We start from the raw sequence: 22,641 nt of genomic DNA, 5'->3' as shown, positions 1-22,641 counted from the left end.
CAACGACCACCCGGTCGGGAGGGACCGCCCCGAATTCAGCGCGAGCCGCTCGTACCGGGTGGGGCCGCCGCTGCCGCCTCCTGGGCGTCGAGCAGTTCGTCCCAGTGTTCCCGCGTCCAGTCGCACGCCGCGTCCAGGGGGCCCAGCAGTCCGCGGCCGAGCGGGGTCAGGGCGTACTCGACCCGGCGCGCCGGGGTCTCGTACTCCGTGCGCGCCACGAAGCCGTCGCGCTCCAGCCCGCGCAGGGACTGGGTGAGGGACTTGGCGGTGATCTCGCGCAGCGGGACCTTGAGCTCCGAGAAGCGGCGGGGGCCGTCCTGGAGGCAGCGCAGGATCAGCGTGGCCCATTTGTCGCCGATCCGGAACGGCACCAGCGGTGAGGGGCAGACGGGGTCGAACATCTCGGGGTCGAGGGGCGGAGGCGACGACGACGGCTGCTTCTCGGTCATGATCCACACGGTAGGCCGGTATCCGATCGGTAACCACCCATCCTCCTAGGGTCCGTGGCATGACGAACCAGGGGAACGAAACCATGACCAAGGCCAAGATCATCGTCTTCGGCGCCGGCGGCCGCGTCGGCCGGGCCGTCGTCGCCGAGGCGCGGGCGCGGGGCCACGAGGTGACCGGGGTCGGGCGGGGGGACGGGGACGTCACCTCGGCGGCGGACGTGGCGCGGCTCGCCGCCGGGCACGACGCGGCGGTCGCGGCGGTGTACGACGCGGGGGCCGCCCCGGGCGAGTTCTTCCCGGCGGCCTCCCGTGCGCTGGCGGCGGGGCTGAGCGGGGCCGGGGTGGGCCGGCTGGTGTCGGTCGGGCTGGCGTCGGTACTGCCCACCCGGTCCGGGGCTCCGCTGATGGACACCCCGGGCTACCCGCAGGAGTGGCGGGAGTTCTACGTCGGCCACGGCGCCGGGACCGAAGCCCTGCGGGCGGCCGCGCCGGCGGGCCTGGACTGGGCGGTGCTGAGCCCCTCCGGCGACTTCGCCCCGGCGGGGTCGTCCGGGAGCGGGAGCTACGCCTTCGCCCCCGCCGACGCCGGGGCCCGGATCCCGCACGCGGACTTCGCCCGGGCCGTCCTGGACGAACTGCTGGCCCCGACCGTGCACCGCGCGCACGCGGGGGTGACGGGGGCATGAGCGGCGCCACCCCGACCGACAGCCCGAACCCGTGGGTCGCGGACCACATCCGCCGCTTCGAGGAGACCGGCGGGGTGCCGCGCCCGGGGATCCGCGATCTGCTGCTGACCACGCGGGGGCGCCGCTCCGGGGTGCTGCGGCGCACGGCGCTGGCCTACGTGGCCGACGGGGAGGGCGCGGACGCGGCGTACGTCCTCACGGCGTCCAACGCGGGGGCCGGGCAGCACCCGGCCTGGTACCTGAACCTGAGCGCCGACCCGGCCGTCACGCTCCAGGTCGCCGCGGAGACCTTCCCGGCGCTCGCCCGCCCGGCGACCCCGGCCGAGACGGAGCGGCTGTGGCCCCTGGTGGTGGCCGCGATGCCCTCGTACGCGGCCTACCGGGACGCGGCCGGGCGGACGGCCGGCCGTGAGGTCCCGCTGGTGCTGGTCACCCGGCGGGACGCCGCCACCCGCGGCTGAGCCTCAGCCGCGCACCTTCGGCGCCTTCGGCAGCCCGGACGACAGCGCGGACCCGGCTCCGCCGAGGGAGGCGTCGGTGGCCTTCGAGGCGGTTCCGGCGGCCGAGGCGGTGATCTCCACCGCCGTCTTCGCGTCCTTGACGGCGCCTCCGGGGTGGTCGACGATGTCGCCGACGCGCTGGGTGATCGGGGGCCCCTGGATGGCGGGCTCGTCGGCGGCGTGCGCGACGGCGGGGCTGAGGGCGAGGGCCGCTCCTCCGGACAGGACGAGGGCGGCGAGGCTGCGCTTGATGGCGTTCATACGCGGCCCAACGACCCCGAGCGGCTACGGGTCACCGGTCTCCCCCAGCCGATCCGCGAACCGGGTCAACCCCGCCTTGCCGAGCCTGGCCAGGACGTCTTGATACGTCAGTGGCGGCCTCCGCTTGGCCGCCGCCAACCTGGTCAGGGTGTCAGCGACCTCGTGCGGCCACTGTTCGTGCAGTTCGGACAGGTAGGTGTCGGGGTCCAGCACCCGGACGCCGAGCCGCGCCATATCCACGGCCGGGAAATCAGCGAGGTTCCAGGTGATCAGCGCGGCCGCACCCGCCGCGCACGCCGCTGCAGCGTGGTGCCGGTCGTCCGGGTCCCCACCGGGCATCCGGTCGACCAGAGGTGCGTAATCCGACTCGGCAACCTCGCAGTCGCCGAAGTAGTCGCGGATGGCACGCGTGATGCCCGCCGCCGACTCCGCCGATCTCCGCTCCTCACGGACGATGACCCGTTCCCACTCGGCCAGTAGTCGCTCCGACCAGACCACTTCGTGTACCGAGTCCTCGGTCAACGCCAGCATGAGGTCCATGACGGAGAACGGGAACAACACGTTCGTGTCGACGAAGACGCGCATGGGTCCCCCCTCGCTCACGCGGCTCAGTACGGCAGTCCGGCGTCTTCTGCGGCCTCTGCGATCCGCCGACGGCCCTCTCTGCGCCGTGCCCGCCGTTCTTGGAAGGCCAGGACGTCTTCAAGGCGCACGATGCGGTGGCGACTGTCCGGCAGGTGGCTCGACGGGATATCGCCCGAGTCCAACAGGCGGGCAACGAAGGGCCTGGACAGGCCGAGGAGCTCAGCGGCCTCGGCGGGTGTCAGGTGAGTCTCCGCCGCGAGGACGGTGACCGCGTGTCCGATCGCCAGTTCACCTGCGGAAGCCGCGAGGATCCGGACCAGTTCCTCGGGCAGCACGCACTCGCTGCCGTCGGCGGACCTCACTATGACGTCGACCTCGCCGGGAACCACTTGCCCCGCCTTCGCGAGGGCGTCCTGGATCTCCGGGCTCGACTCCACGGTCGTCACCTTCGCGAGCACGCTCGTACGCGCCATCTCAGCTCCTCGAACTAGGGCAACTGAAATAACTGTAACCCGCGTGGACGTGTCTCGCGCGAACGCCCGCGGCCCCGGATCGGAGGATCGATCCGGGGCCGCGGGCGTGCATGACACAGCGGGGGTGTGGGGGCGCGGGGCCCCGGGGTCAGTCCTGGACCACCAGGGCCGGGGTGGACTTCGTGAGGACCTCGCCGCGGAAGAAGGCGGGGCTGCGGCGTTCGGTGATCAGCATGACGACCACGCCCAGGAGCAGCAGGCCGACTCCGATGATGAAGACGCTGCCGACGCCGAAGAGCGAGGAGCCGGAGCCGTAGGCCGGGTCCCACATGTCGATCAGTGTCTGGAAGAAGACGGCGGCGAGCATCAGGCCGCCGACGGCCGGGAAGACGCCCTTGACGAACAGGGTGCGCACCGAGGAGCGCAGTTCGGAGCGGAAGAACCAGACGCAGGCGAACGCCGTGATCGAGTAGTAGAAGCAGATCATCAGGCCGAGGGCGTAGATCGTGTCGATCAGCACGTTCTCGCTGATCACGGTCATCACCGAGTAGAAGGCGCCCGTGGCGATGCCCGCCGCGACCGTGGCGCGGCCCGGGGTCTTGAAGCGGGGGTGGACCTTGGCGAAGGAGGACGGCAGCGCTTCGTAGGTGCTCATCGACAGGACGGTGCGCGCCACCGGGATGAAGGTGGTCTGCAGGCTCGCGGCGGCGGAGGCCACGACGGCGAGGAAGAGCAGGACGTCGAGGCCCGAGCCCATGATCGGCTCGGCGAGGGTGGCAAAGACGTTGTCCGCGGTCTCCTCGTTGCCGAGGCCGTTGCCCTCGGTGCCGACGCCGGCGTACATCTGGGAGGCGATGGCGACGACCATGTAGGAGGCGACGATGACGACCATGGCGAGCATCGCGGCGCGGCCGGGCGTCTTGGCGCTGCCGACGCTCTCCTCGTTGACCGACAGGCAGGCGTCCCAGCCCCAGTAGATGAAGATCGACAGGGAGAGGCCGGCCGTGAAGGCGGCGAGGGACTCGACGGCAAAGGGGTTCATCCAGGACCAGGAGAAGTCGAGGGCACCCGCGACCTCGTCGGCCTTGGTGATGGCCATGAAAGCGAAGATCGCCAGCACCGTGAGCTGCAGCCCGACCAGGACGTACTGGACCCACTTGGTCGCGGTGATGCCGCGATAGCTGATGGCGGTGGCGACCGCGATGAAGGTCAGGGTGGTGGCGATGTGGATGGCCTTGTTGCCGTCCAGGGCCGCGAGATCCTCGCTGCCGCTGACCCTGCCCAGGAGGAGGTAGAAGTAGTTGGTGGCCACGCCCGCGAGGTTGGAGAGCACCACGACGGTGGCGACGAGCAGACCCCAGCCGCACATCCAGCCGACGCGGGGCCCGAAGGCCTTGACCGTCCAGGTGAAGGAGGTGCCGCAGTCGGGGACCGCCTTGTTCAGGGCGCGGTAGGCGAAGGCCACCAGCAGCATGGGTATGAATCCGGCCAGGAAGATGGCCGGCATCTGCACGCCGACCTCGCTGACCGTGGGGCCCAGGGTCGCCGTCAGACAGTAGACCGGGGCGACCGTGGAGACGCCGATCACCGCGTTGCCGATGAGACCGACCGAGTTGCCGCCGAGGCCCTTGCCGCGCACGCCCTCAGCGGCTCCGCCTACCGTGTCTCCGGCCGGGGGCCGAACATCCGTCTGTGTCATGGGTAAGGACGTTAGACGCTGCGTTTTCCACATCTGGAGGACCAAGGTCCACTCCACGGCACGCCCAAAGCCCTTGGAATCTCAACACTTGGAGAGTTCACGAGGATGCAATAGAAGGTTCACGAGCCCGCCGATCATCGTTTCGACAGGCCCGGACCTTCTCTTTCGCCATGCGAAAACCGCAGCACTGTCCGTTTTGACCGGTTTCAAACTTTCCAGGTCAATTTTTGGTCACGCCCGTGGTCACGCCCATACGATCGACTGGATCTCGCTGTACGCGTGCAGTGCGTACGAGCCCACGTCCCGCCCCACGCCCGACCGCTTGAAGCCGCCGAACGGCGCTTCCATGTTCCGCCCGATGGTGTTCACGCCCACCCCGCCCGCCCGCAGCCGCCGCGCCACGCGGAAGGCGCGGGCCGCGTCCGCGGACCACACGTAGCTGATCAGGCCGAAATCGCTGTCGTTGGCGAGCGCCACCGCCTCGTCGTCGTCTCCGGCGGCTCCGTCGAAGGGGACCACCACGACCACCGGCCCGAAGATCTCCTCCCGGACCACGCGCATGTCGTTCGTGCAGTCGACCAGGAGGGTCGGGGCCACGTAGAACCCCTTCCCCTCCGTACCCACCACCGGGCGCTCGCCGCCGAAGGCGATCCGGGCGCCCTCCTTCCTGCCCAGCTCCACGTACGACTCCACGCGGTCCCGGTGCGCCGCCGAGATGACCGGGCCCACCACGGTGCCGCGCACCGCCGGGTCGCCGACCTTCATGAAGGCCAGGTAGCCCTGGAGCTTCTCCACCAGCTGCTCGTACACCGAGCGGTGGACGATCACCCGGGTCGGAGCCGTGCAGATCTGCCCGGAGTAGAAGGAGAAGGTGGTGCCGATCCCCATCACCGCCGCGTCCAGGTCGGCGTCCGCGAGGACGATCGCCGCGCCCTTGCCGCCCAGTTCCATCAGCTGCCGCTTCATCGTGCGGCCGCAGACCTCGGCGATGCGCTGGCCCACGCCCGTGGAACCGGTGAAGGACACCATGTCCACGTCCGGGGAATCCACGGCCGCCTCGCCGACCTCCACCGAGGTGCCGGAGACCACGTTCACCACGCCCGCCGGGACCCCGGCCTCGTGCAGGGCCTCGGCCATCCGGAACACCGACAGCGGGTCCTGCGGGGCCGGCTTGACGACCACCGTGTTGCCCATGGCCAGCGCCGGGGCCACCTTGCCCGCCGGGTTCGCCCACGGGTTGTTGTACGAGGTGATGCAGGTGACGACCCCGACCGGCTGGCGCACCTCCAGCGCCCCGAGGATGCTCGCCGCGCCCATCGGGCCCGCCTCGGTGACCTGCGGCGGCAGCCCGCGCTCGACCGGTTCCAGCGCGCCCTTCGCGTACCGGCGGAAGCGGGCCGCGCCCACCCCGACCTGCATGCCGCGCGCGATCCCGGTGGGGGCGCCCGTCTCGGCCTGGGCGAGCGCCGCCCAGGGCTCGTACTCCCGCTGGATGATGTCCGCGGCCCGGTCCAGGATCGCCGCCCGCTCCTCCGGCTTCGTCCGGGACCAGCCCTCGAAGGCCGCCGCCGCGGCGCGCGCCGCGTCCTCGACCTGGCCGCGCGAGGCCTCGGGGGCCAGCCCGACGACGGATTCGTCGGCCGGGTTGACCACCTCGTAGTGCCCGCCGGCCGGCTCGACCCACTCGCCGCCGATGTAGAGCTTCTGCGGAGCTTCCTGCGCGGTCATCGCGTGCTCACCGTCCTCGTGTCGCGGCCCGAACGGAGCACGATCCCGGGGATCGCCCCCGTGACCTCGTCGTCGCGGATGGTCTCCACGCCGTTGACGCGTACGGACACCATGCCGATCGCCCGCGCGTCCAGCCGCGGGCTGTCCCCGGGCAGGTCGTGCACGAGCGTCGCGGGTCCCGCCTCGATCCGCTCCGGGTCGAAGAGCACCAGGTCCGCGTGGAAGCCCTCGGCGATCCGGCCGCGCTCGCGCAGCCCGAACAACTGGGCCGGGTCGTCGGTGAGCATCCGTACCGCCTGCTCCAGCGGCACCAGCTTGCGGCCGCGCAGGCAGTCCCCCAGGAAGCGGGTCGTGTACGGGGCTCCGCACATGCGGTCCAGGTGGGCTCCGGCGTCGGAGCCGCCGAGCATGACGTCCTCGTGCTGCCAGGTCTCGGCGCGCAGCGCCCAGCTCGCCGGGTCGTTGTCGGTGGGCATGGGCCAGAGCACCGTACGCAGGTCGTCGTTGGCGCAGATCTCCACCAGGCACTGGAAGGCGTCCTGGCCGCGCTCGGCCGCGATGTCGTTGACGACGCGGCCGGACAGGCCCTCGTTGGCCTCGCTGTAGGTGTCGCCGATGACGTAGCGGCCGAAGTTGGCGAGGCGCCGGAAGACCCCGGCCTCCTTACTGGCCGCGCGGACCAGCATCTCGGCGCGCACCTGCGCGTCGCGGAGCTTCGCGATGCGCTCGGGGACGGGCAGGCCCAGGATCTCGCCCCAGCCGGGGATGAGGTTGAGGGCGCAGAAGGTGCCCAGCGACATGTTCATGGGGGTCAGGATCGGCATCGTCAGCGCGACGATGCGGCCGCCGGCCTTGCGGGCGCGCTCGCTGGGGATCAGCTGGCGCGGCACGCGCTCGGGGACGGAGGCGTCGATGGTGAGCACGTTCCAGTTCAGGGGCCGTCCGGCGGCCGCGCTCATCTCGACGAAGAGGTCGATCTCCTCGTCGGCGAACTGGTCGAGGCAGCCCGCGACGATCGCTTCGAGCTGGGTGCCCTCGTGCTCGGCGACCGCGCGGGAGAGCGCGAGGAGCTCCTCGGGCTTGGCGTGCCGGGAGGCGACGGGGGCGCCGGTGCCGTCGGAGTGGGTGGAGGACTGGGTGGTCGACAGGCCCCAGGCGCCGGCGTTCATGGCGTCGTGGAACAGGTCGAGCATCGCCTGCATCTGCTCTTCGGTGGGCTGGCCGCCGACGGCGTCCTCGCCCATGACGTGCCGGCGCAGGGCGCAGTGGCCGACCATGAAGCCGGCGTTGACGGCGATGCGGCCGTCGAGCGCGTCGAGGTACTCGCCGAAGGTGGACCAGGTCCAGTCGACGCCCTCTTCGAGTGCGGCCAGGGCCATGCCCTCGACCTTGCTCATCATGCGGCGGGTGTAGTCGGCGTCTTCCGGGCGGGCCGGGTTGAGCGGGGCCAGGGTGAATCCGCAGTTGCCGCCCGCGACGGTGGTCACTCCGTGGTTCATGGAGGGGGTCGCGTACGGGTCCCAGAACAGCTGGGCGTCGTAGTGCGTGTGGGGGTCGACGAATCCGGGGGTGAGGACGAGGCCGGTCGCGTCCTCGCTGGTCCGGGCCTCTTCGGTGACGGTTCCCGGCGGAGCTATGACGGCGATGCGGCCGTCGCGTATCCCGACGTCCGCCACGCGGGCGGGTGCGCCTGTGCCGTCCACGACGGTGGCGCCCTTGATCAGGTGGTCGAGCATGACGTCCTCTCTGCCGGTGTTCGCGTTGCGCGCCGTCTCCTGGGGCGCCGCCCCGGACCCCGGGAACGGCGCCGCACGTGCAGGGCCGCAGCCCGGGGCCCCGGCCGGAGTCCGCCGGGCCGGCCGCGGCCTCGGCATGGCTCCGGCCGGGGCCGGTTGCGGGGCGGCGGTCCGGGAAGACGCCGCCCCGAGTTCCCCCGCCGGGTCAGACGGCCTCGCGGAAGCGGGTCGTGCGGTGCACCGGGTCGGTGTCGATGTGCGGGATGACGTGCTCGCCGATGAGCTTGATGGTGGTCATCGTGTCCTCGGGCGAGACGCCGGTCGGCAGACCGAAGGAGAGCTGGTCGGCGCCGGCCTCCTCCCAGCGCTTGCACTGGGCGCGCACCTCGGAGGGGTCGCCGCAGATCAGCAGCTCCTCGGCGATCAGCAGCTCGATGATCTCCGCGTTGTACTCGGGGAGGATCTCGGGCCACTCGGGGATCATCTCGGGGCGCGGGAAGGTGTCGTGGTAGCGGAAGACCAGCGACTGGAAGCGGTTCATGTTGGCGTTGACGGCGATCTCGACGGCCTTGTCGTGGGTCTCGGCGCAGATCGCGGTCGAGGTGACCATGACGTTGTCGTTGACGAAGGCGCCGATGGCCTTCGCCTCCTGGATCGCGGTCTTGTACTGCTCGAGCACCCAGGCCATGTCGGAGACCTTCTGGACGCTGAAGCCGAGGACTCCGAGGCCCTTCTTGGCGGCCATGGCGTACGAGGAGGGGGAGCCCGCGGCGTACCACATGGCCGGGTGGGCCTTGCCGTACGGCTTGGGGAAGATCTTGCGCGGCGGGAGCGACCAGTGCTTGCCCTGGAACCCCTCGTACTCCTCCTGGAGGAACATCTTGGGGAACTCGGCGATGGTCTCTTCCCAGATCTCCTTGGTGCCGTTCATGTCCTCGATGCCGGGAAGGAAGCCGAGGATCTCGTGGCTGCCGGCGCCGCGCCCGGTGCCGAACTCGAAGCGCCCCTTGGAGAGGTGGTCGAGCATGGCGACCTTCTCGGCCACCTTGACCGGGTGGTTGACCGGGGCGAGCGGGTTGAAGATGCCGGAGCCGAGATGGATGCGCTCGGTGGCGTGAGCGAGGTACCCGAGGAACACCTCGTTCGCCGAAAGGTGCGAGTACTCCTCCAGGAAGTGGTGCTCGGAGGCCCAGGCGTACTTGAACCCGGACTTGTCCGCCTGGATGACGTACTCGGTCTCCTCGATCAGCGCCTTGTGCTCTGCCTCGGGGTCGACCTTGGACCGTGCCTCAGGCACGTATCCCTGCACAAAGAGCCCGAATTCCAAGGGGATTCACCGTCCTTCTGTTTCTGACGTTGCGTCAGATTCGATGTCACGACTGTTCCATCGCGGGGGCGGGAGCGTCAATACCTGACGCTCCATCAGATCCGGCCGGGGGGAGCTAGGCGATGCTGACGCCGGCCATCCAGCCGCCGTCGATCACGAACGGCTGGCCGGTGATGTACGAGGAGTCCTCGCTGGTCAGGAACAGCGCCAGCTTGGCTATCTCCTCCGGCCGGCCCACCCGGCCCATCGGCACCACGCGCTTGTAGAGCTCCGCCATGGCGTCCTTGGCCTCCCGCGGCAGGTCCGCCGGATTCACGTGCCCGGGGGTGGCCATGGGGGTGTCCACGGCCCCCGGGCACATCGCGTTGACCCGGATGTTCTTCCCGGCCAGCTCCAGCGCGGCCACCCGGGTCAGGCCGAGGATCGCCGCCTTGGTCGCCGCGTACGTGCCCACGTACGCCATGCCCGTCAGGCCCGTGTACGAGGAGGTGTTCACGATCGTGCCGCCGCCGGCCGCCTCGATCTCCGGGGCCACCGACTTGATGCCGAGGAAGGCGCCGACCTGGTTGACCTGGACCACCTGCTGGAACTCCTCCAGCGGGGTCGCGGTCAGTTCGTTGAAGCGCAGGATGCCCGCGTTGTTGACCAGCCCGTTGATCTCACCGAAGGCCTCCTTCGCCGCCGCGATGGCGGCCGCCCAGTCCTCCTCCCGGCTCACGTCCATCCGTACGTACCGGGCCCGGTCCTCGCCGATCTCCTTGGCGACCGCCGCGCCCTGCTCGTCCAGCACGTCACCCAGGAGCACCTTGGCGCCCTCCGCGGCGAAGAGCCGGGCCTCCTGCTCGCCCTGGCCGCGCGCGGCACCGGTGATGATGACGACGCGTCCGTCCAGCTTGCCCATGCGTTTGCCCCTCGTCGCTCGTCGCTCGTCGTTAGTCGCTCGTCGCTAGTCGTTAGTCCGCTAGTCGCTAGTCGTTGAGAAGGGGGCCCACTTCGGACCCGAAAGCCGTGATCTGGTCAATGAGTTCGGCCCGGTCGCGGTTGCGGAAGCGGACCTGGATCTGGTCGATGCCGATCGCCTTGTACGCGCGCAGCGACTCGGCGAGCACCTCCGCCTTTCCGGTGAGGGTCCGCCGGCCGGTGTCCCAGCCGGGCTCGCCGACGTACAGCGGAGCGGTGATCGCGCCGAACTCCACGGGTCCCGTGACCCCGGCCTCGGCGCGCAGTTCCCTGATCCGGGCGATCTGCGCCGGGAGCTTGTCGAGCGGGTCGCCCTGCGGGAGCCAGCCGTCGCCGCGCACGGCTGCCCGGCGGACGGCGGCGGGCGAGGAGCCGCCCACCCAGACCGGGATCCGGGACTGGACGGGGCGGGGCAGCTGTCCGAGGTCCTTGAAGGAGAACAACTCCCCCTCGAACTCCGGGTACTCCTCCGGGCCGAGGGCGGCGCGCAGCGCGTCGAGGGTCTCGTCGAGGACGGCCCCGCGGCGTGCGAAGTCCACGCCGAGCACCTCGAACTCCTCCTTCACGTGCCCGGCGCCGACGCCGAGGATCAGCCGGCCGCCGGAGAGGTGGTCGACGGTGGCGTACTGCTTGGCGCTGAGCAGCGGGTGGCGCAGGCCGAGGATCGCGACGTGACTGAGCAGCCGCACGTTCTCGGTGATCCCGGCCAGGAAGGAGAGGGTGGCGATCGGGTCGTACCAGATGGTGCTCATGGGGCCGGCCATGTGCCGCGGGATGGCCACGTGGTCGCAGGTGGCGACGTAGCCGAAGCCGGCCCGGTCGGCCGCCCGGGCGACCGCCGCGAGGTCGGCCGCGCCGGCCGTCGCCTCCCAGGGCTCGGCGTAGATGGTGCTCTGCGACTGGATCGGGAGCTGCATCCCGTAGACCAGCCGACCTTCCGGAAACACGCGCGCCATGGGCCGTACCCGCCTCGTCCTCGACTGCCGATTCGTCATACCGGTACGGGGGCCATCGTCGTAGCTGACGGGTCGTCAGGCAAGGGGTGGGTGCAATACACCCGATCGGATGTTGCGGGGTACTACCAATAGTGGGATCGTGGTGGCGTGACACCAAGAGCGCTTGCACCCGCGGAGGCCCGCATGTCCGAGATCACGGTGAAAAAGTCGGTGACCATACGGCGATCCATCGCCGAGCGGATCGAGGAGCGCGCGGGCGCGGGCGGGTTCTCCAGCTTCGTGGATGCGGCCGCCGAGCACTGGCTGGCGCTCCTCGATGCTCAGGAGATCGTCGAGGACCACGAACGCCGTGTCGGTCCGCTGACCGATGAGGTACGAGAGAAGGCGCTGCGCGCATGGCGAGGCGAGTAGTACCCCGGGTGGAGCCCTCGATGGTGGGAGCAGTCTTCGTACTCGACGCCCAGCCGTTTTCCCTGCTGGCCGACGATGATCCGCTCATGGCAGCCCTCATCGACCTGGCGCGACAGGACGGCTACGCGCCTGCCATCAGCGCCGCAACCATCGCCGAGGTCCGGCACTCCGGTCGGGCCGGTCAGCGTCTGGCCTGGCAGAGGTCCCGCCTCACGGTCGTCCCCGTGACCGAGAAAGTGGCCGACAAGGCCGCCGAGCTACTTGAGGCCGCCGGGCTCGACGGACACGAGTGCGTGGTGGACGCGCTCGTCGTGGCCACCGCAGCCCTCTCGACCGGTCCGGCGAAGGTGGCATCCTCCGATGGATCCCACGTACCGAAACTCTGCACGGCGGCCTCCCTGGGGCGACCGTCTCCGGTGCAGTGGGTACGCGTATGACAGCTTCCCGGCCGGCCACCCGGCAGAGACAGCTGGAGCGCGAGCACCTCCGAGAGCTGATCCAGGAATCCGAAGCGGTCAACGGACCGCCCGACCCCGCCGCAGTCGCGGCGAAGCGAGCCGTCTTGCGCGGCGAGACGGCGGCCCGGTGACCCCGGCCGAGCAGGCCTCGCAGGCAGAGCGCGCCCGTTCCGCATTGCAGGCGTGGAACGGCTACGACCCCACGGCCGCCGAGCAGCGGGACCTCGACGAGGAGCTGGACCGGCGGCTGGCCGAGGCGAGGAGGCGGTGATCGAGGCGGACCTCGGACCGTGATCCCCGGGGGGATGTGCCGGGTGCCGACCGGCCGCTAGGGTGCCGCGCGTGGATCTTTTTCTGACGCTGGTCAGCGGGGTGGCGTGGACCGCCGTGTACGTCGAGGCGATCCGGGTGGGGCTGCGGGACCGGACGTACGCGATGCCGGTCGCCGCGCTCGCGCTGAACTTCGCGTGGGAATCGACCTACGCGGTACGGGAGTTCAGCGTCGGGGTGTCCGCGCAGGGCATCGTCAACGTGGTGTGGGCCCTCGCCGACATCGTCATCGTGTACACGTATCTGCGCTACGGGCGGGCCGAGTTGCCCGGCTTCGTGACCCGCCCGCTGTTCGCCGTCTGGACCGTGCTCCTCTTCGCGAGCGCCTTCGCCGTGCAGTGGCTCTTCCTCGCCCACTTCGGCCACCACGACGCGAGCCGTTACTCGGCGTTCCTGCAGAACCTGCTCATGTCCGGGCTGTTCATCGCCTTCTACGCGAGCCGGCGCGGCCGGCTCGGACAGTCCCTGGTCATCGCGGTCGCCAAATGGATCGGCACGTTCGCGCCGACCATCCTCTTCGGAGTCATCGAGGACGCCCCGTTCATCCTCGGGCTGGGGCTGCTCTGCGCCGTCTTCGACCTCGCGTACATCGCACTGCTGGCCCGCGACCCGGCCGCGGGCGAAGAAGCGGCCGCGGGCGAGCCCGTCAGAAGCCCTGCGGCCCCATGACGATGACCGGCTTCGCCGCCGGGTCGAGGGTTTCCAGGACCTTCTGCATGGCGGCCTTCGGGATGCCCACGCAGCCCTGCGAGGGGCCGTCGTGGTCCACGTGGAGCCAGATGTTGCCGCCCTTCTCCTCGCCCTCGGGCTTCGTCGGGTCGAGCGGACTCACCCCCGGCTTGCGGTTGAAGTCGATGGCGACGACATAGTCGAAGGAGCCGCGCAGCGACTCCCCGTTGACCCCGAGGCCCGTCGCCACGAAGGAGGGGTCCTGGTCGTACGGGAACTTCGTGCCCGGCGGCTTCGCCAGCAGCCCGCCCGCGTCGGTCAGCGCGAACACGCCCTCGGGGGAGGTCAGGTCCCCGTACGTACGCACCGTGGACCAGCCCTTGGCTCCGTTGCGCGCGGGCCAGCTGTGGCTCTTCGCCCAGTCGGCGCCGGCCGCCGGGCGGGTGTACAGGGCCGCGGTGGACTCCGAGGAGTCCTTCGCCTTCCCGGCGACCAGGATCAGCTGGCGGGCGTCCGCGGGGATCTTCGCCCGGGTGTGCTCGCTGACCTCGGGCAGACCCTGGAGGGGGTCGCGCTCGGCCGCCCGCGCGGCCCGCTGCTCGGCCGGCGGCCGGGCGTCGGCGGCCGCCGTGGCGGCGTTGGCCGGCGGGTCGTGTGCCAGGTACACCCAGGCGGCGCCGAAGCCGAGCAGTCCCAGGGCGGCCGCGAAGGCCAGCGGGCGCGAACCGCGCGGGCGCCGGGAGGCGCGGTCGGGGCGGTCGGCGCGCCGCGTGCCGCCGGCGCCGCCGCGGGTGCGCCGGGTCGGGCGGGCCGCGCCGGCCGGACTGTTCGCGCCGGGTGTGCGGGACGGGCGGGTCGCGCGGGAGCCGGCTCGGGCGTGCTTGCTCATTCACCCGACCGTACACAGCCGATCTTCATTTTTGTTGACCGGTCAAGCGCCCGGCGTTTCCCCGGCGGGTCGCGCGGCCGGTGCCCCGGCCGGGAACCGGACCCGGACCATCAACCCGCCGCCCGGCGCCGGGTTGGCCCGCGCCGTCAGTTCCGCGCCGTGCGCCCGCGCGATCGAGGCGACGATCGAGAGCCCCAACCCGGCGCCCTCGCCCACCGTATGCTGCCGTTCCGCCCGCCGCCGGAAGGGCTCCAGCAGCCGCGGCACGTCCTGCGGCTCGATCACCGGACCGGTGTTGGAGACCGTCAGCACCCCCTCCCGGGAGACCGTCACCTCCAGGCGGCCGCCCGCGCGGTTGTGACGTACGGCATTGGCCAGCAGGTTCCGTACGAGGTGCCCGAGCAGGGTCCGGTCGCCCGCGACGGTCAGCGGCGCGAGGTCCCGTACGAAGACGAGGTCCTGAGGGGCCGTCGCCTCGACGGCCGCCAGCTCCGCCTCCGCGAGCGTCGTGAGGTCCACCGGCTCCGTCGCCTCCAGGCCCTCCTCCGAGACGGCGAGCAGCAGCAGCGACTCCACGAGGTGCTGACTGGAGTCCGCGACCTCGATGAGCTTCGAGCGGATCCGGGCCACCTTCTGCGGCGGCGGGTCCCCCGCCAGCCCGATCTCGGCGGCCGCCCGCTGGACGGCGAGGGGGGTGCGCAGCTCGTGGGCGGCGTTCGCGGCGAACCGGCGCTGCGCCCCGACCAGGTCCTCCATCCGGTCGAGCATCCCGTCGAAGGTGTCCGCGAGCCGCTTGAGTTCGCCGGGCGGGGCCTTGAGACCGATCCGCTCGTGGAGGTTGGCGCCGGACAGCCGCCGGGCCGTCTCGGTGATCACGCCGAGGGGGCGCAGGACGCGGCCGGCCATCCACCAGGCGAGCCAGATGGACAGGACGGCGAAGACGGCGAGGGCGACGAGGGAGACGACGAGCAGCTCGTGGAGGGTGGCCTGCTCGACGGCGGTGGTCAGGTTGCGGGTGGCCCGCCACTGTTCGAGCTGCTCGGTGCTGGGCCCGACCGTGGGCCCGGTGCCGGGGCCCGGGATCAGGCCGGTGCCGGACTCCATCCTCTCGGCGGGTACGGGGACCCGCTGGCCCGGGACCACGTGGGGCAGCTGGTCGGCGTAGCCGGGACTGGTGGTCATGACGGCGCCGCTGATCCGGGTGTAGAGGCCGTTGCGGAGCAGGATGTTGATCAGTGCGATGAGGCCGCCGCCCGCGAGGAGCAGCAGTGAGCCGTAGAGGACGGTGAGACGGGCGCGCTCGGAATGGAGCACCGCTCTCATCGTGGATCACCGATCCGGTACCCGGCGCCCGGGACGGTCTCGATCAGCGGCGGCTCCCCCAGCTTGGCGCGCAGCTTGCTCAGGGTCACCCGTACCGCGTTGGTGCTGTACGAGGTGTCCTCCTCCCACACCTGCTCGATCAGGTCGTCACTGCTCAGCACCGCACCCTCGGCGCGCAGCAGCGACTCCAGGACGGCGAACTCCTTGCGGGAGAGCGCGAGCCGGCGCCCCTCGCGGGTGGCGGTGCGCCGCGCGACGTCCACGGCCACCCCCGCCCGCTCCAGCACCGGCGGCAGGGCCGGCTGGGCGCGCCGCCCCAGCGCCAGGACGCGGGCGAGCAGCTCGTCGTAGGCGAAGGGCTTGGTGAGGTAGTCGTCGGCGCCGAGGCCGAGGCCCTCCACCCGGTCCCGTACGGTCCCGGAGGCCGTCAGCATCAGGACGCGGGTCAGCAGCCGCTCGCGCACCACCTGGCGGCAGACCTCGTCTCCGTGCAGGCCGGGCAGGTCCCGGTCGAGGACGAGGACGTCGTACGCGCCCAGGCGCAGGCGGCGCAGGGCCTCCAGGCCGTCGCTCGCCTCGTCCACGGCCAGGGCGTCGCCGCGCAGCCCCTCGGCGATCATCTCCCGTAGGAACTCCTCGTCCTCCACCACCAGAACTCGCATGGCCTCCTCTTTACCGGAGAGCGGCATTTCGCCGTTGTAAGCACGAGCCGTTAGAGAAGCGAAACCCGCTGTTCGCGCAGTCTCGGGCCCATGAAGCGATCCACGACCATGACCACGGCCGCGCTCCTCACCGGCCTCACCCTCTTCGTCACCGCGTGCTCGGGCGGCGCCGGCGGCTCGGACGGAAAGAAGGACGAGAAGAAGGAGTCCTCGAATTCGAGCGGCACGGGCGGCACGGGCGGCAGCGGTGGCGGCGCGGACGCCGACAACGCCCTCAAGATGCGCAAGTGCCTGCGCGAGAACGGCGTCGACGCCCCCGACCCGAAGCCCGGCGAGGACCCGCGCGGCATGACGCTGGGCGCGGGCATGGACCAGGAGGTCCTGAAGAAGGCCATGGAGAAGTGCGGGATGCAGGGGCCCGGCTCCGGCGGCGAGGTGCCGCAGGCGGAGAAGGACAAGGCCCTGAAGCAGGCCAAGTGCATGCGGGACAACGGCTTCGACATGCCGGACCCGGAGTTCAACGGGAACGCGCGGACCGGGATGTCCATACCCGAGGGCGCCGACAAGGACGCCTTCATGGCCCAGCTGAACAAGTGCAGCGCGGACCAGTGAGGAAGCGCGGGAAGTGGCTCCTGGGCTCGCTGGCCGTGGTGCTCGCCGTCACGGGCGGCGGGTACGCGGTCGTCGCCCAGGCGGGGACGGACGGCGGCAGCGGTGGCGGCGACGGCTCGAAGCAGGGGCGCGCGGACGGACTGCCGGGGGCCACGTCGCCGGTGACGCGGAGCGACCTGAGCGCCGGGTTCAAGGCCGACGGGACGCTGGGCTTCGCGAAGGAGCGCAAGCTCAACGCGGTGGGTGCGACGGGTGGGGCTGGCGGGGCCGGCGGGGCTGGTGGGGCTGGCTCCGGGTCCGGTGCGGGGTCCGGGGCGGGCTCCGGGTCCGCGACCCTGACCTGGGTCGCGCCCCCCGGCTCCTCCGTCGAGCGCGACGGCAAGCTCTACGAGGTCAACGGCAAGCCCGTGCGCCTGATGTACGGCTCCACCCCCATGTACCGGTCCCTGAAGTCCGGGGACAAGGGCGAGGACGTCAAGCAGCTCAAGCAGAACCTCCAGGCCCTCGGCTTCGGCACCGGCCTGGACACCACCGACGGCACCTTCACCGACGGCACGGTCACCGCCGTCAAGCGGTGGCAGAAGTCCCACAAGGCGAAGGAGACCGGGGAGGTCGGCAAGGACGACATCGCCTTCGCCTCCGGCCCCCAGCGGATCCAGAAGAACGACATGGCCGTCGGCGACGAGGCCGCCGCCGGCAAGCCCGTCCTGACCCTGACCGGCACCGAGCGGATGGCCCGCCTGCAGCTCGACGTGGCCAAGGCCGGCAAGGTCAAGACCGGCGACCCGGTGACCGTGAGCCTGCCCGGCGGAGGCACCGCCAAGGGCAAGATCAGCTCGATCGGCACCACCGCCAACGGCGACGGCCCCTCCTCGGGCGGCGGGGGCGGGGGTGGCAGCGGAGGCGGCGGAGGCGGCGGAGGCGGCGACCAGAAGCCGAAGGTCGACGTCGAGATCGCCCTCGACAACCCCTCCGAGGCCACGGGCCCCGACCAGTCGCCGGTCTCGGTGAGCCTGACGGGCGAGATCCGCAAGGGCGTGCTCTCCGTACCCGTCAACTCGCTCCTCGCCCTCGCCGGAGGCGGCTTCGGAGTCCAGGTCGTCGAGGACGGCACGGTCCGCGAGGTCAAGGTCGAGCTCGGCATGTTCGGCCAGGGCCGGGTGGAGGTGAAGGGGGACGCCCTCAAGGAGGGCATGCTCGTAGGGGTCCCCAAGTCATGAACAAGCACGCCCACGCGGTCGTCGAACTGACCGGCGTCACCAAGGAGTACCCCGGCGGGGTCGCGGCCCTGCGCGGAGTCGACCTGACCGTTCTGAACGGCGAACTCCTCGCCATCATCGGCCCGTCGGGCTCCGGAAAGTCCACGCTCCTGCACATCGTAGGAACCCTCGACCGGCCGACCGCCGGCCGCGTCGCCATCGCCGGATACGACATCGCGAGCCTCTCCGACCGGTCCCTGTCGGCCCTGCGCTCCCGCCACGTCGGCTTCGTCTTCCAGTCCTTCCACCTCGTCCCCGGCATCAGCGCCCGCGCCAACGTCGCCGAGGGACTCCTCTACTCCGGTCTCTCCCGCGCCGAACGCGGACGGCGGGCGGAACGCGCCCTGGAGCGCGTCGGCCTCGGCGACCGCATGGACCACCGGCCCCACGAACTGTCCGGCGGGCAGAAGCAGCGCGTGGCGATCGCCCGCGCGGTGGCGGGCGAACCGGACCTGCTGCTCGCCGACGAGCCGACGGGCGCCCTGGACACGGCGTCCGGCGAGTCGGTGATGGAACTGCTGCACGAGCTCAACCAGGACGGGGCCACCATCGCCGTGATCACCCACGACAACGAGATCGCCGCGAGCCTGCCGCGCCAGGTCCGCATCCGCGACGGCGAGATCGTGGCCAACCTGTGGAACGCGGACGCGGACGCGCTGGGGGTGGGCGCGTAATGGGTTCCGGTACGGAGTCCCCCGAGTCCTCTGAGTCCCCCGAGTTCCCCGAATCCCTTACGGAGGCCCGTACGGAGTTCCGTACGGAGTTCCGTACTGCATCCCGTACGGCCGGAAGCGGGAGGAAGGCGCGTGGGGCAGAGAAGAAGTCCCGCGCGGCCGAGAGGAAGGCCCGCAAGCTGTCTCCGCCGCGCCTCGGCCCCCGGGACGTGTTCCACGTGGGATCGGCGGGGCTGCGCTCGCGGCCCATGCGCGTGTTCCTGTCGGCGCTCGGGATCGCGATCGGCATCGCGACGATGATCGCGGTCGTCGGCATCTCCTCGTCGAGCCAGGCCAAGCTGCTCCAGGAACTCGACAAGCTCGGCACGAACATGATGGTCGCCACCCCCGGCCCGTCGATGTTCTCGGGACAGGACACCAAGCTCCCGAAGGACGCCCCCGGCATGATCGCCCGGATCGGCGGGGTCGAATCGGTGGGCACGACGGGCGACGTGAAGGAGGTCGTCCGCCGCAGCGAGAACATCCCCAAGGAGGAGACGAACGGCATCGCCCTCAAGGCGGCGAAGGACGACCTCCTGAAGACGCTGAGGGCCCGGATGCACAGCGGAAGCTGGCTCAACGACGCGACGGGCCGCTACCCGTCCGTGGTCCTCGGACACGTCACCGCCGAGCGCCTGGGCATCACGGGGCCGGGCGGACAGGTGTTCATCGGCGGCCAGTACTTCACCGTCATCGGCATCCTGGAGCCCATCCCGCTCGCGCCGGAGATCGAACGCTCGGCACTCATCGGCTGGGACGCCGCGCAGAGCCTCCTGGGCTTCGACGGCCATCCCACGTCCGTCTACGAACGCTCCGCCGACGACCGCGTCCAGGAGGTCCGCGGCCTCATCGCCAAGACGGCCAACCCCGAGAACCCGAGCGCGGTCTCGGTCACGGACCCCTCGGCGGCCCTCCAGGCGAAGGCCGCCACCGAAGGCGCCTTCAGCACCCTCCTCCTCGGCTTGGGCGGCATCGCCCTGCTGGTGGGCGGGGTCGGGGTGGCCAACACGATGATCATCTCGGTACTCGAACGCCGCCACGAGATCGGCCTGCGCCGCTCCCTGGGCGCCACCAAGGGCCAGATCCGCATCCAGTTCGTCACGGAGTCCCTGCTCCTGTCGGGCCTGGGCGGCCTGGCCGGCATCGCCCTGGGCGGCGCGGCCACGGCGGTGTACGCCCGAGCCGGCGACCTCCCCTGGGTGGTCCCCCTCTGGGCCGTCACAGGCGGCTTCGCGGCAACCCTGGCCATCGGCACGGTGGCAGGCCTCTACCCGGCCGTCCGCGCGGCAAAGCTGTCGCCGACGCTGGCACTGCAGGCGGGCTGACCTGACGGTGGCCTGAGCTGCGGGTTGGCCCCGGGCTGCGAATAGTCCGGGGGGATCCCGGGAACGGCCGGGAGGGAGGAGCGGGAGGAGCGGCCCGGTCACAGATGCGCAGCCCCCTTGCGGCCGGCGGACATCAGCACACCGCCCCGGCAGGACAGGAACCTCAGCCGGTACGGACGCGCGGGGCGATCAGAGCATCCAGGGACGGGCGCCCGAACACCCTTCCCGAGACCGTCGCCCGCCCACTACGAGCAGGAGGGGGACGAGAAGGACTTCGGAGTCGGTGGGCGCGACAGATCGCTACACACTCCCACTCGGCTAAGCGACCACCGACCGTCCCTAGCTGATCTAGACGGATATGAACGATCTAGCCATGTGGACGATCCAGAGGGGAGTGGACGATCTAGAGGTGGTGGTGGCTGATCTGGGATGGGTTTGCGGGGAGTTCGAAGACGAGGTCGATTCCGTCGGTCTCGTTTCCGCGCTCAGCGACGCGCGTGAAGCCGAAGCCCGCGATGGTGGCCAGGGAAGCCGTGTTGTCGGATCGGATCGTGGCCCGGACGGTCCTGACATCGGGTTCTTCGGCGGCCCTGGCCAGTAGGGCGGTCAGCATGGCGCGGGCGTAGCCCTGGCGGCGGTAGGTGGACACGACGCTGTAGCCGACCTCGACCACGCCGGATTCGTCCGGCGGGCCGTGGAATCCTGCGTCGCCTATGACCGTCCCGTCCGGTTCAGACACTGCTGCCCGCGTGGTCCAGGGCGCGGCGGACGGGTCCTTGGCGTGCTGGTCGGCGCGGTAGCCGAAGATCCAGCGGGCACGGTCGGAAACGAAGTACTCGTCGAGGGCCACCCCGGCCTCGGCGCTGCCGGCTGCTAGGTCGCCGTCGGCGAGAGCCCGTAGGGCCTTTGCGTTGAGCTTGACGAAGCGGACGCGTTTGGGGAGAAGTTCATTGCTCATCGCGGCGATGCTCACCCGGCGCACGAGGGCTGTCCACCGCTTTTCAGCCCGCCGCCTTCTCGTCCTTCCGGCGCACCAGTTCGGTGATGCAGGTGGGCGCGTACGGAGAGGTGCAGCCGGGGGGCGGATAGTCCTTCAGAACCTCCAGGCGCTCGCCGATGGCGAGTGCGCGGGCGCGGTACTCGGCGTGCTCGATGCCGATCTGGGCCAGGCAGCCCACTACAGGCGGTCAGGGGCGTCCTTCATCTCCGCCTCGATGACGTCGAGCAGTCCCGCGAGATCCAGACCAGCGGGTTTCTTCGCCACCCGCTCGGTGATCAGCGCCCACCCGGCACTCGCGACCACCGGATCAGGATCGGCGAACCATGCGAGCCGCAGCTCTTCCGTGTGCGGGCTCTTCTTCACCGGATCTCTCCCAGGATGCCCCTGGCTTCAGCCCGGGGAGGAATGGGTCCGCAGGGCGGCATCGATGGCCCTGCCACGCCACCTCCAGGGGAGGCCGTGGCAGGATCCACCGGCATGGGGATTGAAGAAGCAGGTCGGCCCGTCGCCCTGGTCAGCGGATCCACGTCGGGGATCGGGGAGGCCGTCGCCCGGAGGCTGGCTGCGGACGGGATGCGGGTCGTCGTGCACTCGCGGCGCAGTGTGGAGGCTGGGGAGGCGCTGGCGGCGGAGCTCGGTGGAGCGTACGTGCGGGCGGATCTGGCGGTGGAGGAAGAGGCCCGCGGGCTCGTCGAGGCGGCACTCGACCGGTTCGGGCGGTTGGACGTACTGGTGAACAACGCGGGCATCAGCTGGCCGATCCCGCACGACGACTTGGCTGCCGCGACGCCGGCGGACTGGCGGCAGCTGCTGGAAGTCAACCTGATCGCACCATGGGTCCTGTGCACGGCGGCGCTCCCGGCGCTGCGCCGATCGACCACGGGCGGCAGCATCGTGAACATCACCAGCCATGCCGGGGTACGTCCCAAGGGCTCATCGGTGCCGTACGCGGCGAGCAAGGCCGCGCTGAACCATGTGACCCGTCTGCTCGCAGCCGCACTCGGGCCGGAGGTACGGGTCAACGCCATCGCTCCGGGGCTGGTGGACACGCCGATGACCAAAGACTGGCCTCAGGCACACGAGTTGTGGCGAGATCGCGCACCCATGCACCGCCCGGCTCAGCCCGCAGACGTGGCTGACCTGGTGGCATCAGTGATCGCCAGCACCTATCTCACCGGCGAAGTCATCGTGCTAGACGGAGGATTGAACCTGACCTGACCTGAGCCGTGTGGTTGGCGTCCGTCTAGATCAGCCACCCCTCCTGGTCAGCTACCTCTCTTGATCAGCCAGGGACGGTCGGTGGTCGCTTAGCCGAGTGGGAGTGTGTAGCGATCTGTCGCGCCCACCGACTCCGAAGTCCTTCTCGTCCCCCTCCTGCTCGTAGTGGGCGGGCGACGGTCTCGGGAAGGGTGTTCAGGCGCCCGTCCCTGGATGCTCTGATCGCCCCGCGCCTCTGTGGTGATTGAGCTTGCTGTCCTGCCGGGGCGGTGTGCTGATGTCCGCCAGCGGGAGGGGGCTGCGCATCTGTGACCGGGCCGCTCCTCCCGCTCCTCCCTCCCGGCCGTTCCCCGGGGGGATCCCGGAAGTCTTGTGGCGTTTCGGGGTGGGTCGGTCGGTCAAGGGTGGCCGA

26 protein-coding genes and 1 pseudogene are annotated in these 22,641 nt (G+C 71.0%); 12 read left to right on the top strand and 15 right to left on the bottom strand.

The window, feature by feature from the left end:
• Positions 1–35 precede the first annotated feature (35 nt).
• The gene (locus ACIQV3_RS39155; protein ID WP_403721737.1) at positions 36–449 is read right to left on the bottom strand and encodes a winged helix-turn-helix transcriptional regulator; all 414 of its coding nucleotides are present in this window, start codon (positions 447–449) and stop codon (positions 36–38) included.
• A 59-nt stretch (positions 450–508) separates the two neighbouring features.
• On the opposite strand from ACIQV3_RS39155, the gene ACIQV3_RS39150 reads away from it, so the two are divergent.
• Both ACIQV3_RS39150 and ACIQV3_RS39145 read left to right on the top strand, forming a co-directional pair.
• Complete coding sequence (locus tag ACIQV3_RS39150) at positions 509–1,135, top strand: NAD(P)-dependent oxidoreductase (protein ID WP_403721734.1); 627 nt, start codon at positions 509–511, stop codon at positions 1,133–1,135.
• The gene (locus ACIQV3_RS39145) at positions 1,132–1,596 is read left to right on the top strand and encodes a nitroreductase/quinone reductase family protein (protein WP_403721731.1); all 465 of its coding nucleotides are present in this window, start codon (positions 1,132–1,134) and stop codon (positions 1,594–1,596) included. The genes ACIQV3_RS39150 and ACIQV3_RS39145 overlap by 4 nt, the downstream gene beginning before the upstream one ends.
• 3 nt (positions 1,597–1,599) lie before the next feature.
• On the opposite strand, the gene ACIQV3_RS39140 is transcribed toward ACIQV3_RS39145, so the two are convergent.
• The 9 genes from ACIQV3_RS39140 to ACIQV3_RS39100 form a co-directional block, all read right to left on the bottom strand.
• Complete coding sequence (locus tag ACIQV3_RS39140; protein WP_403721728.1) at positions 1,600–1,896, bottom strand: hypothetical protein; 297 nt, start codon at positions 1,894–1,896, stop codon at positions 1,600–1,602.
• Positions 1,897–1,920: 24 nt separating this feature from the next.
• Positions 1,921–2,481 carry a PIN domain-containing protein gene (locus ACIQV3_RS39135; protein WP_403721727.1) on the bottom strand — a complete coding sequence of 187 codons (561 nt, stop codon included), beginning with the start codon at positions 2,479–2,481 and terminating at the stop codon, positions 1,921–1,923.
• Between the two features lie 23 nt (positions 2,482–2,504).
• Positions 2,505–2,954: a helix-turn-helix domain-containing protein gene (locus ACIQV3_RS39130; protein WP_403721724.1), complete on the bottom strand. Its 450-nt coding sequence runs from the start codon at positions 2,952–2,954 to the stop codon at positions 2,505–2,507.
• A gap of 148 nt (positions 2,955–3,102) precedes the next feature.
• On the bottom strand, positions 3,103–4,653 hold the full coding sequence (locus ACIQV3_RS39125; RefSeq protein ID WP_403721722.1) for an APC family permease: 1,551 nt from the start codon (positions 4,651–4,653) through the stop codon (positions 3,103–3,105).
• Between the two features lie 243 nt (positions 4,654–4,896).
• Positions 4,897–6,381, bottom strand: a complete 1,485-nt coding sequence (locus ACIQV3_RS39120; RefSeq protein ID WP_403721719.1) for an aldehyde dehydrogenase family protein — start codon at positions 6,379–6,381, stop codon at positions 4,897–4,899.
• Positions 6,378–8,117, bottom strand: a complete 1,740-nt coding sequence (locus tag ACIQV3_RS39115; protein ID WP_403721716.1) for an amidohydrolase family protein — start codon at positions 8,115–8,117, stop codon at positions 6,378–6,380. Before ACIQV3_RS39115 ends, ACIQV3_RS39120 begins: the two co-directional genes overlap by 4 nt.
• Positions 8,118–8,322: 205 nt before the next feature.
• Positions 8,323–9,444: an LLM class flavin-dependent oxidoreductase gene (locus tag ACIQV3_RS39110; protein ID WP_243339251.1), complete on the bottom strand. Its 1,122-nt coding sequence runs from the start codon at positions 9,442–9,444 to the stop codon at positions 8,323–8,325.
• 115 nt (positions 9,445–9,559) lie between these two features.
• Positions 9,560–10,345 (bottom strand): SDR family NAD(P)-dependent oxidoreductase, encoded by a 786-nt coding sequence (locus ACIQV3_RS39105; protein WP_403721714.1) that lies wholly within the window; start codon positions 10,343–10,345, stop codon positions 9,560–9,562.
• 67 nt (positions 10,346–10,412) lie between these two features.
• Positions 10,413–11,360, bottom strand: coding sequence for an LLM class F420-dependent oxidoreductase (locus ACIQV3_RS39100; protein WP_403721711.1), 948 nt, complete (start codon positions 11,358–11,360; stop codon positions 10,413–10,415).
• A 183-nt stretch (positions 11,361–11,543) separates the two neighbouring features.
• Between ACIQV3_RS39100 and ACIQV3_RS39095 the strand changes: the two genes are divergently transcribed.
• From ACIQV3_RS39095 to ACIQV3_RS39075, 5 genes are all read left to right on the top strand, one after another.
• A complete protein-coding gene (locus ACIQV3_RS39095; RefSeq protein WP_403721708.1) occupies positions 11,544–11,771 on the top strand; it encodes a hypothetical protein in 228 nt (75 codons plus the stop codon).
• 20 nt (positions 11,772–11,791) lie between these two features.
• A complete protein-coding gene (locus ACIQV3_RS39090; RefSeq protein ID WP_403721706.1) occupies positions 11,792–12,208 on the top strand; it encodes a PIN domain-containing protein in 417 nt (138 codons plus the stop codon).
• Positions 12,205–12,360 (top strand): hypothetical protein, encoded by a 156-nt coding sequence (locus tag ACIQV3_RS39085; RefSeq protein ID WP_403721701.1) that lies wholly within the window; start codon positions 12,205–12,207, stop codon positions 12,358–12,360. Before ACIQV3_RS39090 ends, ACIQV3_RS39085 begins: the two co-directional genes overlap by 4 nt.
• Positions 12,357–12,500, top strand: a complete 144-nt coding sequence (locus tag ACIQV3_RS39080; RefSeq protein ID WP_403721698.1) for a hypothetical protein — start codon at positions 12,357–12,359, stop codon at positions 12,498–12,500. Before ACIQV3_RS39085 ends, ACIQV3_RS39080 begins: the two co-directional genes overlap by 4 nt.
• A 71-nt stretch (positions 12,501–12,571) precedes the next feature.
• Positions 12,572–13,228, top strand: coding sequence for a hypothetical protein (locus tag ACIQV3_RS39075; RefSeq protein WP_403721696.1), 657 nt, complete (start codon positions 12,572–12,574; stop codon positions 13,226–13,228).
• Here the strand turns inward: ACIQV3_RS39075 and ACIQV3_RS39070 are convergent.
• From ACIQV3_RS39070 to ACIQV3_RS39060, 3 genes are read right to left on the bottom strand one after another with little or no spacing between them, the layout of a single operon-like run.
• Entirely contained in the window at positions 13,206–14,117 is a 912-nt protein-coding gene (locus ACIQV3_RS39070) for a hypothetical protein (RefSeq protein ID WP_403721694.1), read from the bottom strand. The genes ACIQV3_RS39075 and ACIQV3_RS39070 overlap by 23 nt on opposite strands.
• A gap of 42 nt (positions 14,118–14,159) precedes the next feature.
• The gene (locus ACIQV3_RS39065) at positions 14,160–15,440 is read right to left on the bottom strand and encodes a sensor histidine kinase (protein WP_403721691.1); all 1,281 of its coding nucleotides are present in this window, start codon (positions 15,438–15,440) and stop codon (positions 14,160–14,162) included.
• Positions 15,437–16,102, bottom strand: a complete 666-nt coding sequence (locus ACIQV3_RS39060) for a response regulator transcription factor (RefSeq protein ID WP_250742641.1) — start codon at positions 16,100–16,102, stop codon at positions 15,437–15,439. The genes ACIQV3_RS39065 and ACIQV3_RS39060 overlap by 4 nt, the downstream gene beginning before the upstream one ends.
• A 90-nt stretch (positions 16,103–16,192) precedes the next feature.
• Between ACIQV3_RS39060 and ACIQV3_RS39055 the strand changes: the two genes are divergently transcribed.
• Genes ACIQV3_RS39055 through ACIQV3_RS39040 form a run of 4 tightly spaced genes read left to right on the top strand, consistent with a single transcriptional unit; the run spans position 16,193 to position 20,011 of the window.
• Positions 16,193–16,714: a hypothetical protein gene (locus tag ACIQV3_RS39055; protein WP_403721688.1), complete on the top strand. Its 522-nt coding sequence runs from the start codon at positions 16,193–16,195 to the stop codon at positions 16,712–16,714.
• Entirely contained in the window at positions 16,711–17,934 is a 1,224-nt protein-coding gene (locus tag ACIQV3_RS39050; protein WP_403721684.1) for a peptidoglycan-binding protein, read from the top strand. The genes ACIQV3_RS39055 and ACIQV3_RS39050 overlap by 4 nt, the downstream gene beginning before the upstream one ends.
• Complete coding sequence (locus tag ACIQV3_RS39045; protein ID WP_403721683.1) at positions 17,931–18,647, top strand: ABC transporter ATP-binding protein; 717 nt, start codon at positions 17,931–17,933, stop codon at positions 18,645–18,647. Before ACIQV3_RS39050 ends, ACIQV3_RS39045 begins: the two co-directional genes overlap by 4 nt.
• Positions 18,647–20,011, top strand: coding sequence for an ABC transporter permease (locus ACIQV3_RS39040; RefSeq protein ID WP_403721681.1), 1,365 nt, complete (start codon positions 18,647–18,649; stop codon positions 20,009–20,011). The genes ACIQV3_RS39045 and ACIQV3_RS39040 overlap by 1 nt, the downstream gene beginning before the upstream one ends.
• Positions 20,012–20,414: 403 nt before the next feature.
• Here ACIQV3_RS39040 and ACIQV3_RS39035 read toward each other — a convergent pair whose 3' ends face one another.
• Together ACIQV3_RS39035 and ACIQV3_RS39030 are read right to left on the bottom strand one after the other, a co-directional pair.
• Entirely contained in the window at positions 20,415–20,969 is a 555-nt protein-coding gene (locus ACIQV3_RS39035; RefSeq protein ID WP_403721680.1) for a GNAT family N-acetyltransferase, read from the bottom strand.
• A gap of 43 nt (positions 20,970–21,012) precedes the next feature.
• Positions 21,013–21,374 (bottom strand): annotated as a pseudogene (locus tag ACIQV3_RS39030) (DNA alkylation repair protein); the annotation flags it as partial.
• Positions 21,375–21,488: 114 nt separating this feature from the next.
• Here ACIQV3_RS39030 and ACIQV3_RS39025 point away from each other — a divergent pair.
• Positions 21,489–22,229 carry an SDR family NAD(P)-dependent oxidoreductase gene (locus ACIQV3_RS39025; protein ID WP_403721678.1) on the top strand — a complete coding sequence of 247 codons (741 nt, stop codon included), beginning with the start codon at positions 21,489–21,491 and terminating at the stop codon, positions 22,227–22,229.
• Positions 22,230–22,641 lie beyond the last annotated feature (412 nt).

Source organism: Streptomyces sp. NPDC099050, assembly GCF_044759865.1.
In the GTDB taxonomy this organism is placed as follows: Bacteria; Actinomycetota; Actinomycetes; order Streptomycetales; family Streptomycetaceae; genus Streptomyces.
The sequence above is the reverse complement of the archived record's forward strand: the minus strand, read 5'-3'. Positions and strand labels throughout refer to the sequence as shown.

What these genes read in the sequence shown, in the direction of transcription:
- ACIQV3_RS39155 (WP_403721737.1), bottom strand. Translation starts at nt 449, where the DNA reads ATGACCGAGAAGCAGCCGTCGTCGTCGCCTCCGCCCCTCGACCCCGAG.
- ACIQV3_RS39150 (WP_403721734.1), top strand. Translation starts at nt 509, where the DNA reads ATGACGAACCAGGGGAACGAAACCATGACCAAGGCCAAGATCATCGTC.
- ACIQV3_RS39145 (WP_403721731.1), top strand. Translation starts at nt 1,132, where the DNA reads ATGAGCGGCGCCACCCCGACCGACAGCCCGAACCCGTGGGTCGCGGAC.
- ACIQV3_RS39140 (WP_403721728.1), bottom strand. Translation starts at nt 1,896, where the DNA reads ATGAACGCCATCAAGCGCAGCCTCGCCGCCCTCGTCCTGTCCGGAGGA.
- ACIQV3_RS39135 (WP_403721727.1), bottom strand. Translation starts at nt 2,481, where the DNA reads ATGCGCGTCTTCGTCGACACGAACGTGTTGTTCCCGTTCTCCGTCATG.
- ACIQV3_RS39130 (WP_403721724.1), bottom strand. Translation starts at nt 2,954, where the DNA reads ATGGCGCGTACGAGCGTGCTCGCGAAGGTGACGACCGTGGAGTCGAGC.
- ACIQV3_RS39125 (WP_403721722.1), bottom strand. Translation starts at nt 4,653, where the DNA reads ATGACACAGACGGATGTTCGGCCCCCGGCCGGAGACACGGTAGGCGGA.
- ACIQV3_RS39120 (WP_403721719.1), bottom strand. Translation starts at nt 6,381, where the DNA reads ATGACCGCGCAGGAAGCTCCGCAGAAGCTCTACATCGGCGGCGAGTGG.
- ACIQV3_RS39115 (WP_403721716.1), bottom strand. Translation starts at nt 8,117, where the DNA reads ATGCTCGACCACCTGATCAAGGGCGCCACCGTCGTGGACGGCACAGGC.
- ACIQV3_RS39105 (WP_403721714.1), bottom strand. Translation starts at nt 10,345, where the DNA reads ATGGGCAAGCTGGACGGACGCGTCGTCATCATCACCGGTGCCGCGCGC.
- ACIQV3_RS39100 (WP_403721711.1), bottom strand. Translation starts at nt 11,360, where the DNA reads ATGGCGCGCGTGTTTCCGGAAGGTCGGCTGGTCTACGGGATGCAGCTC.
- ACIQV3_RS39095 (WP_403721708.1), top strand. Translation starts at nt 11,544, where the DNA reads ATGTCCGAGATCACGGTGAAAAAGTCGGTGACCATACGGCGATCCATC.
- ACIQV3_RS39090 (WP_403721706.1), top strand. Translation starts at nt 11,792, where the DNA reads ATGGTGGGAGCAGTCTTCGTACTCGACGCCCAGCCGTTTTCCCTGCTG.
- ACIQV3_RS39085 (WP_403721701.1), top strand. Translation starts at nt 12,205, where the DNA reads ATGACAGCTTCCCGGCCGGCCACCCGGCAGAGACAGCTGGAGCGCGAG.
- ACIQV3_RS39070 (WP_403721694.1), bottom strand. Translation starts at nt 14,117, where the DNA reads ATGAGCAAGCACGCCCGAGCCGGCTCCCGCGCGACCCGCCCGTCCCGC.
- ACIQV3_RS39065 (WP_403721691.1), bottom strand. Translation starts at nt 15,440, where the DNA reads ATGAGAGCGGTGCTCCATTCCGAGCGCGCCCGTCTCACCGTCCTCTAC.
- ACIQV3_RS39060 (WP_250742641.1), bottom strand. Translation starts at nt 16,102, where the DNA reads ATGCGAGTTCTGGTGGTGGAGGACGAGGAGTTCCTACGGGAGATGATC.
- ACIQV3_RS39055 (WP_403721688.1), top strand. Translation starts at nt 16,193, where the DNA reads ATGAAGCGATCCACGACCATGACCACGGCCGCGCTCCTCACCGGCCTC.
- ACIQV3_RS39045 (WP_403721683.1), top strand. Translation starts at nt 17,931, where the DNA reads ATGAACAAGCACGCCCACGCGGTCGTCGAACTGACCGGCGTCACCAAG.
- ACIQV3_RS39040 (WP_403721681.1), top strand. Translation starts at nt 18,647, where the DNA reads ATGGGTTCCGGTACGGAGTCCCCCGAGTCCTCTGAGTCCCCCGAGTTC.
- ACIQV3_RS39035 (WP_403721680.1), bottom strand. Translation starts at nt 20,969, where the DNA reads ATGAGCAATGAACTTCTCCCCAAACGCGTCCGCTTCGTCAAGCTCAAC.
- ACIQV3_RS39025 (WP_403721678.1), top strand. Translation starts at nt 21,489, where the DNA reads ATGGGGATTGAAGAAGCAGGTCGGCCCGTCGCCCTGGTCAGCGGATCC.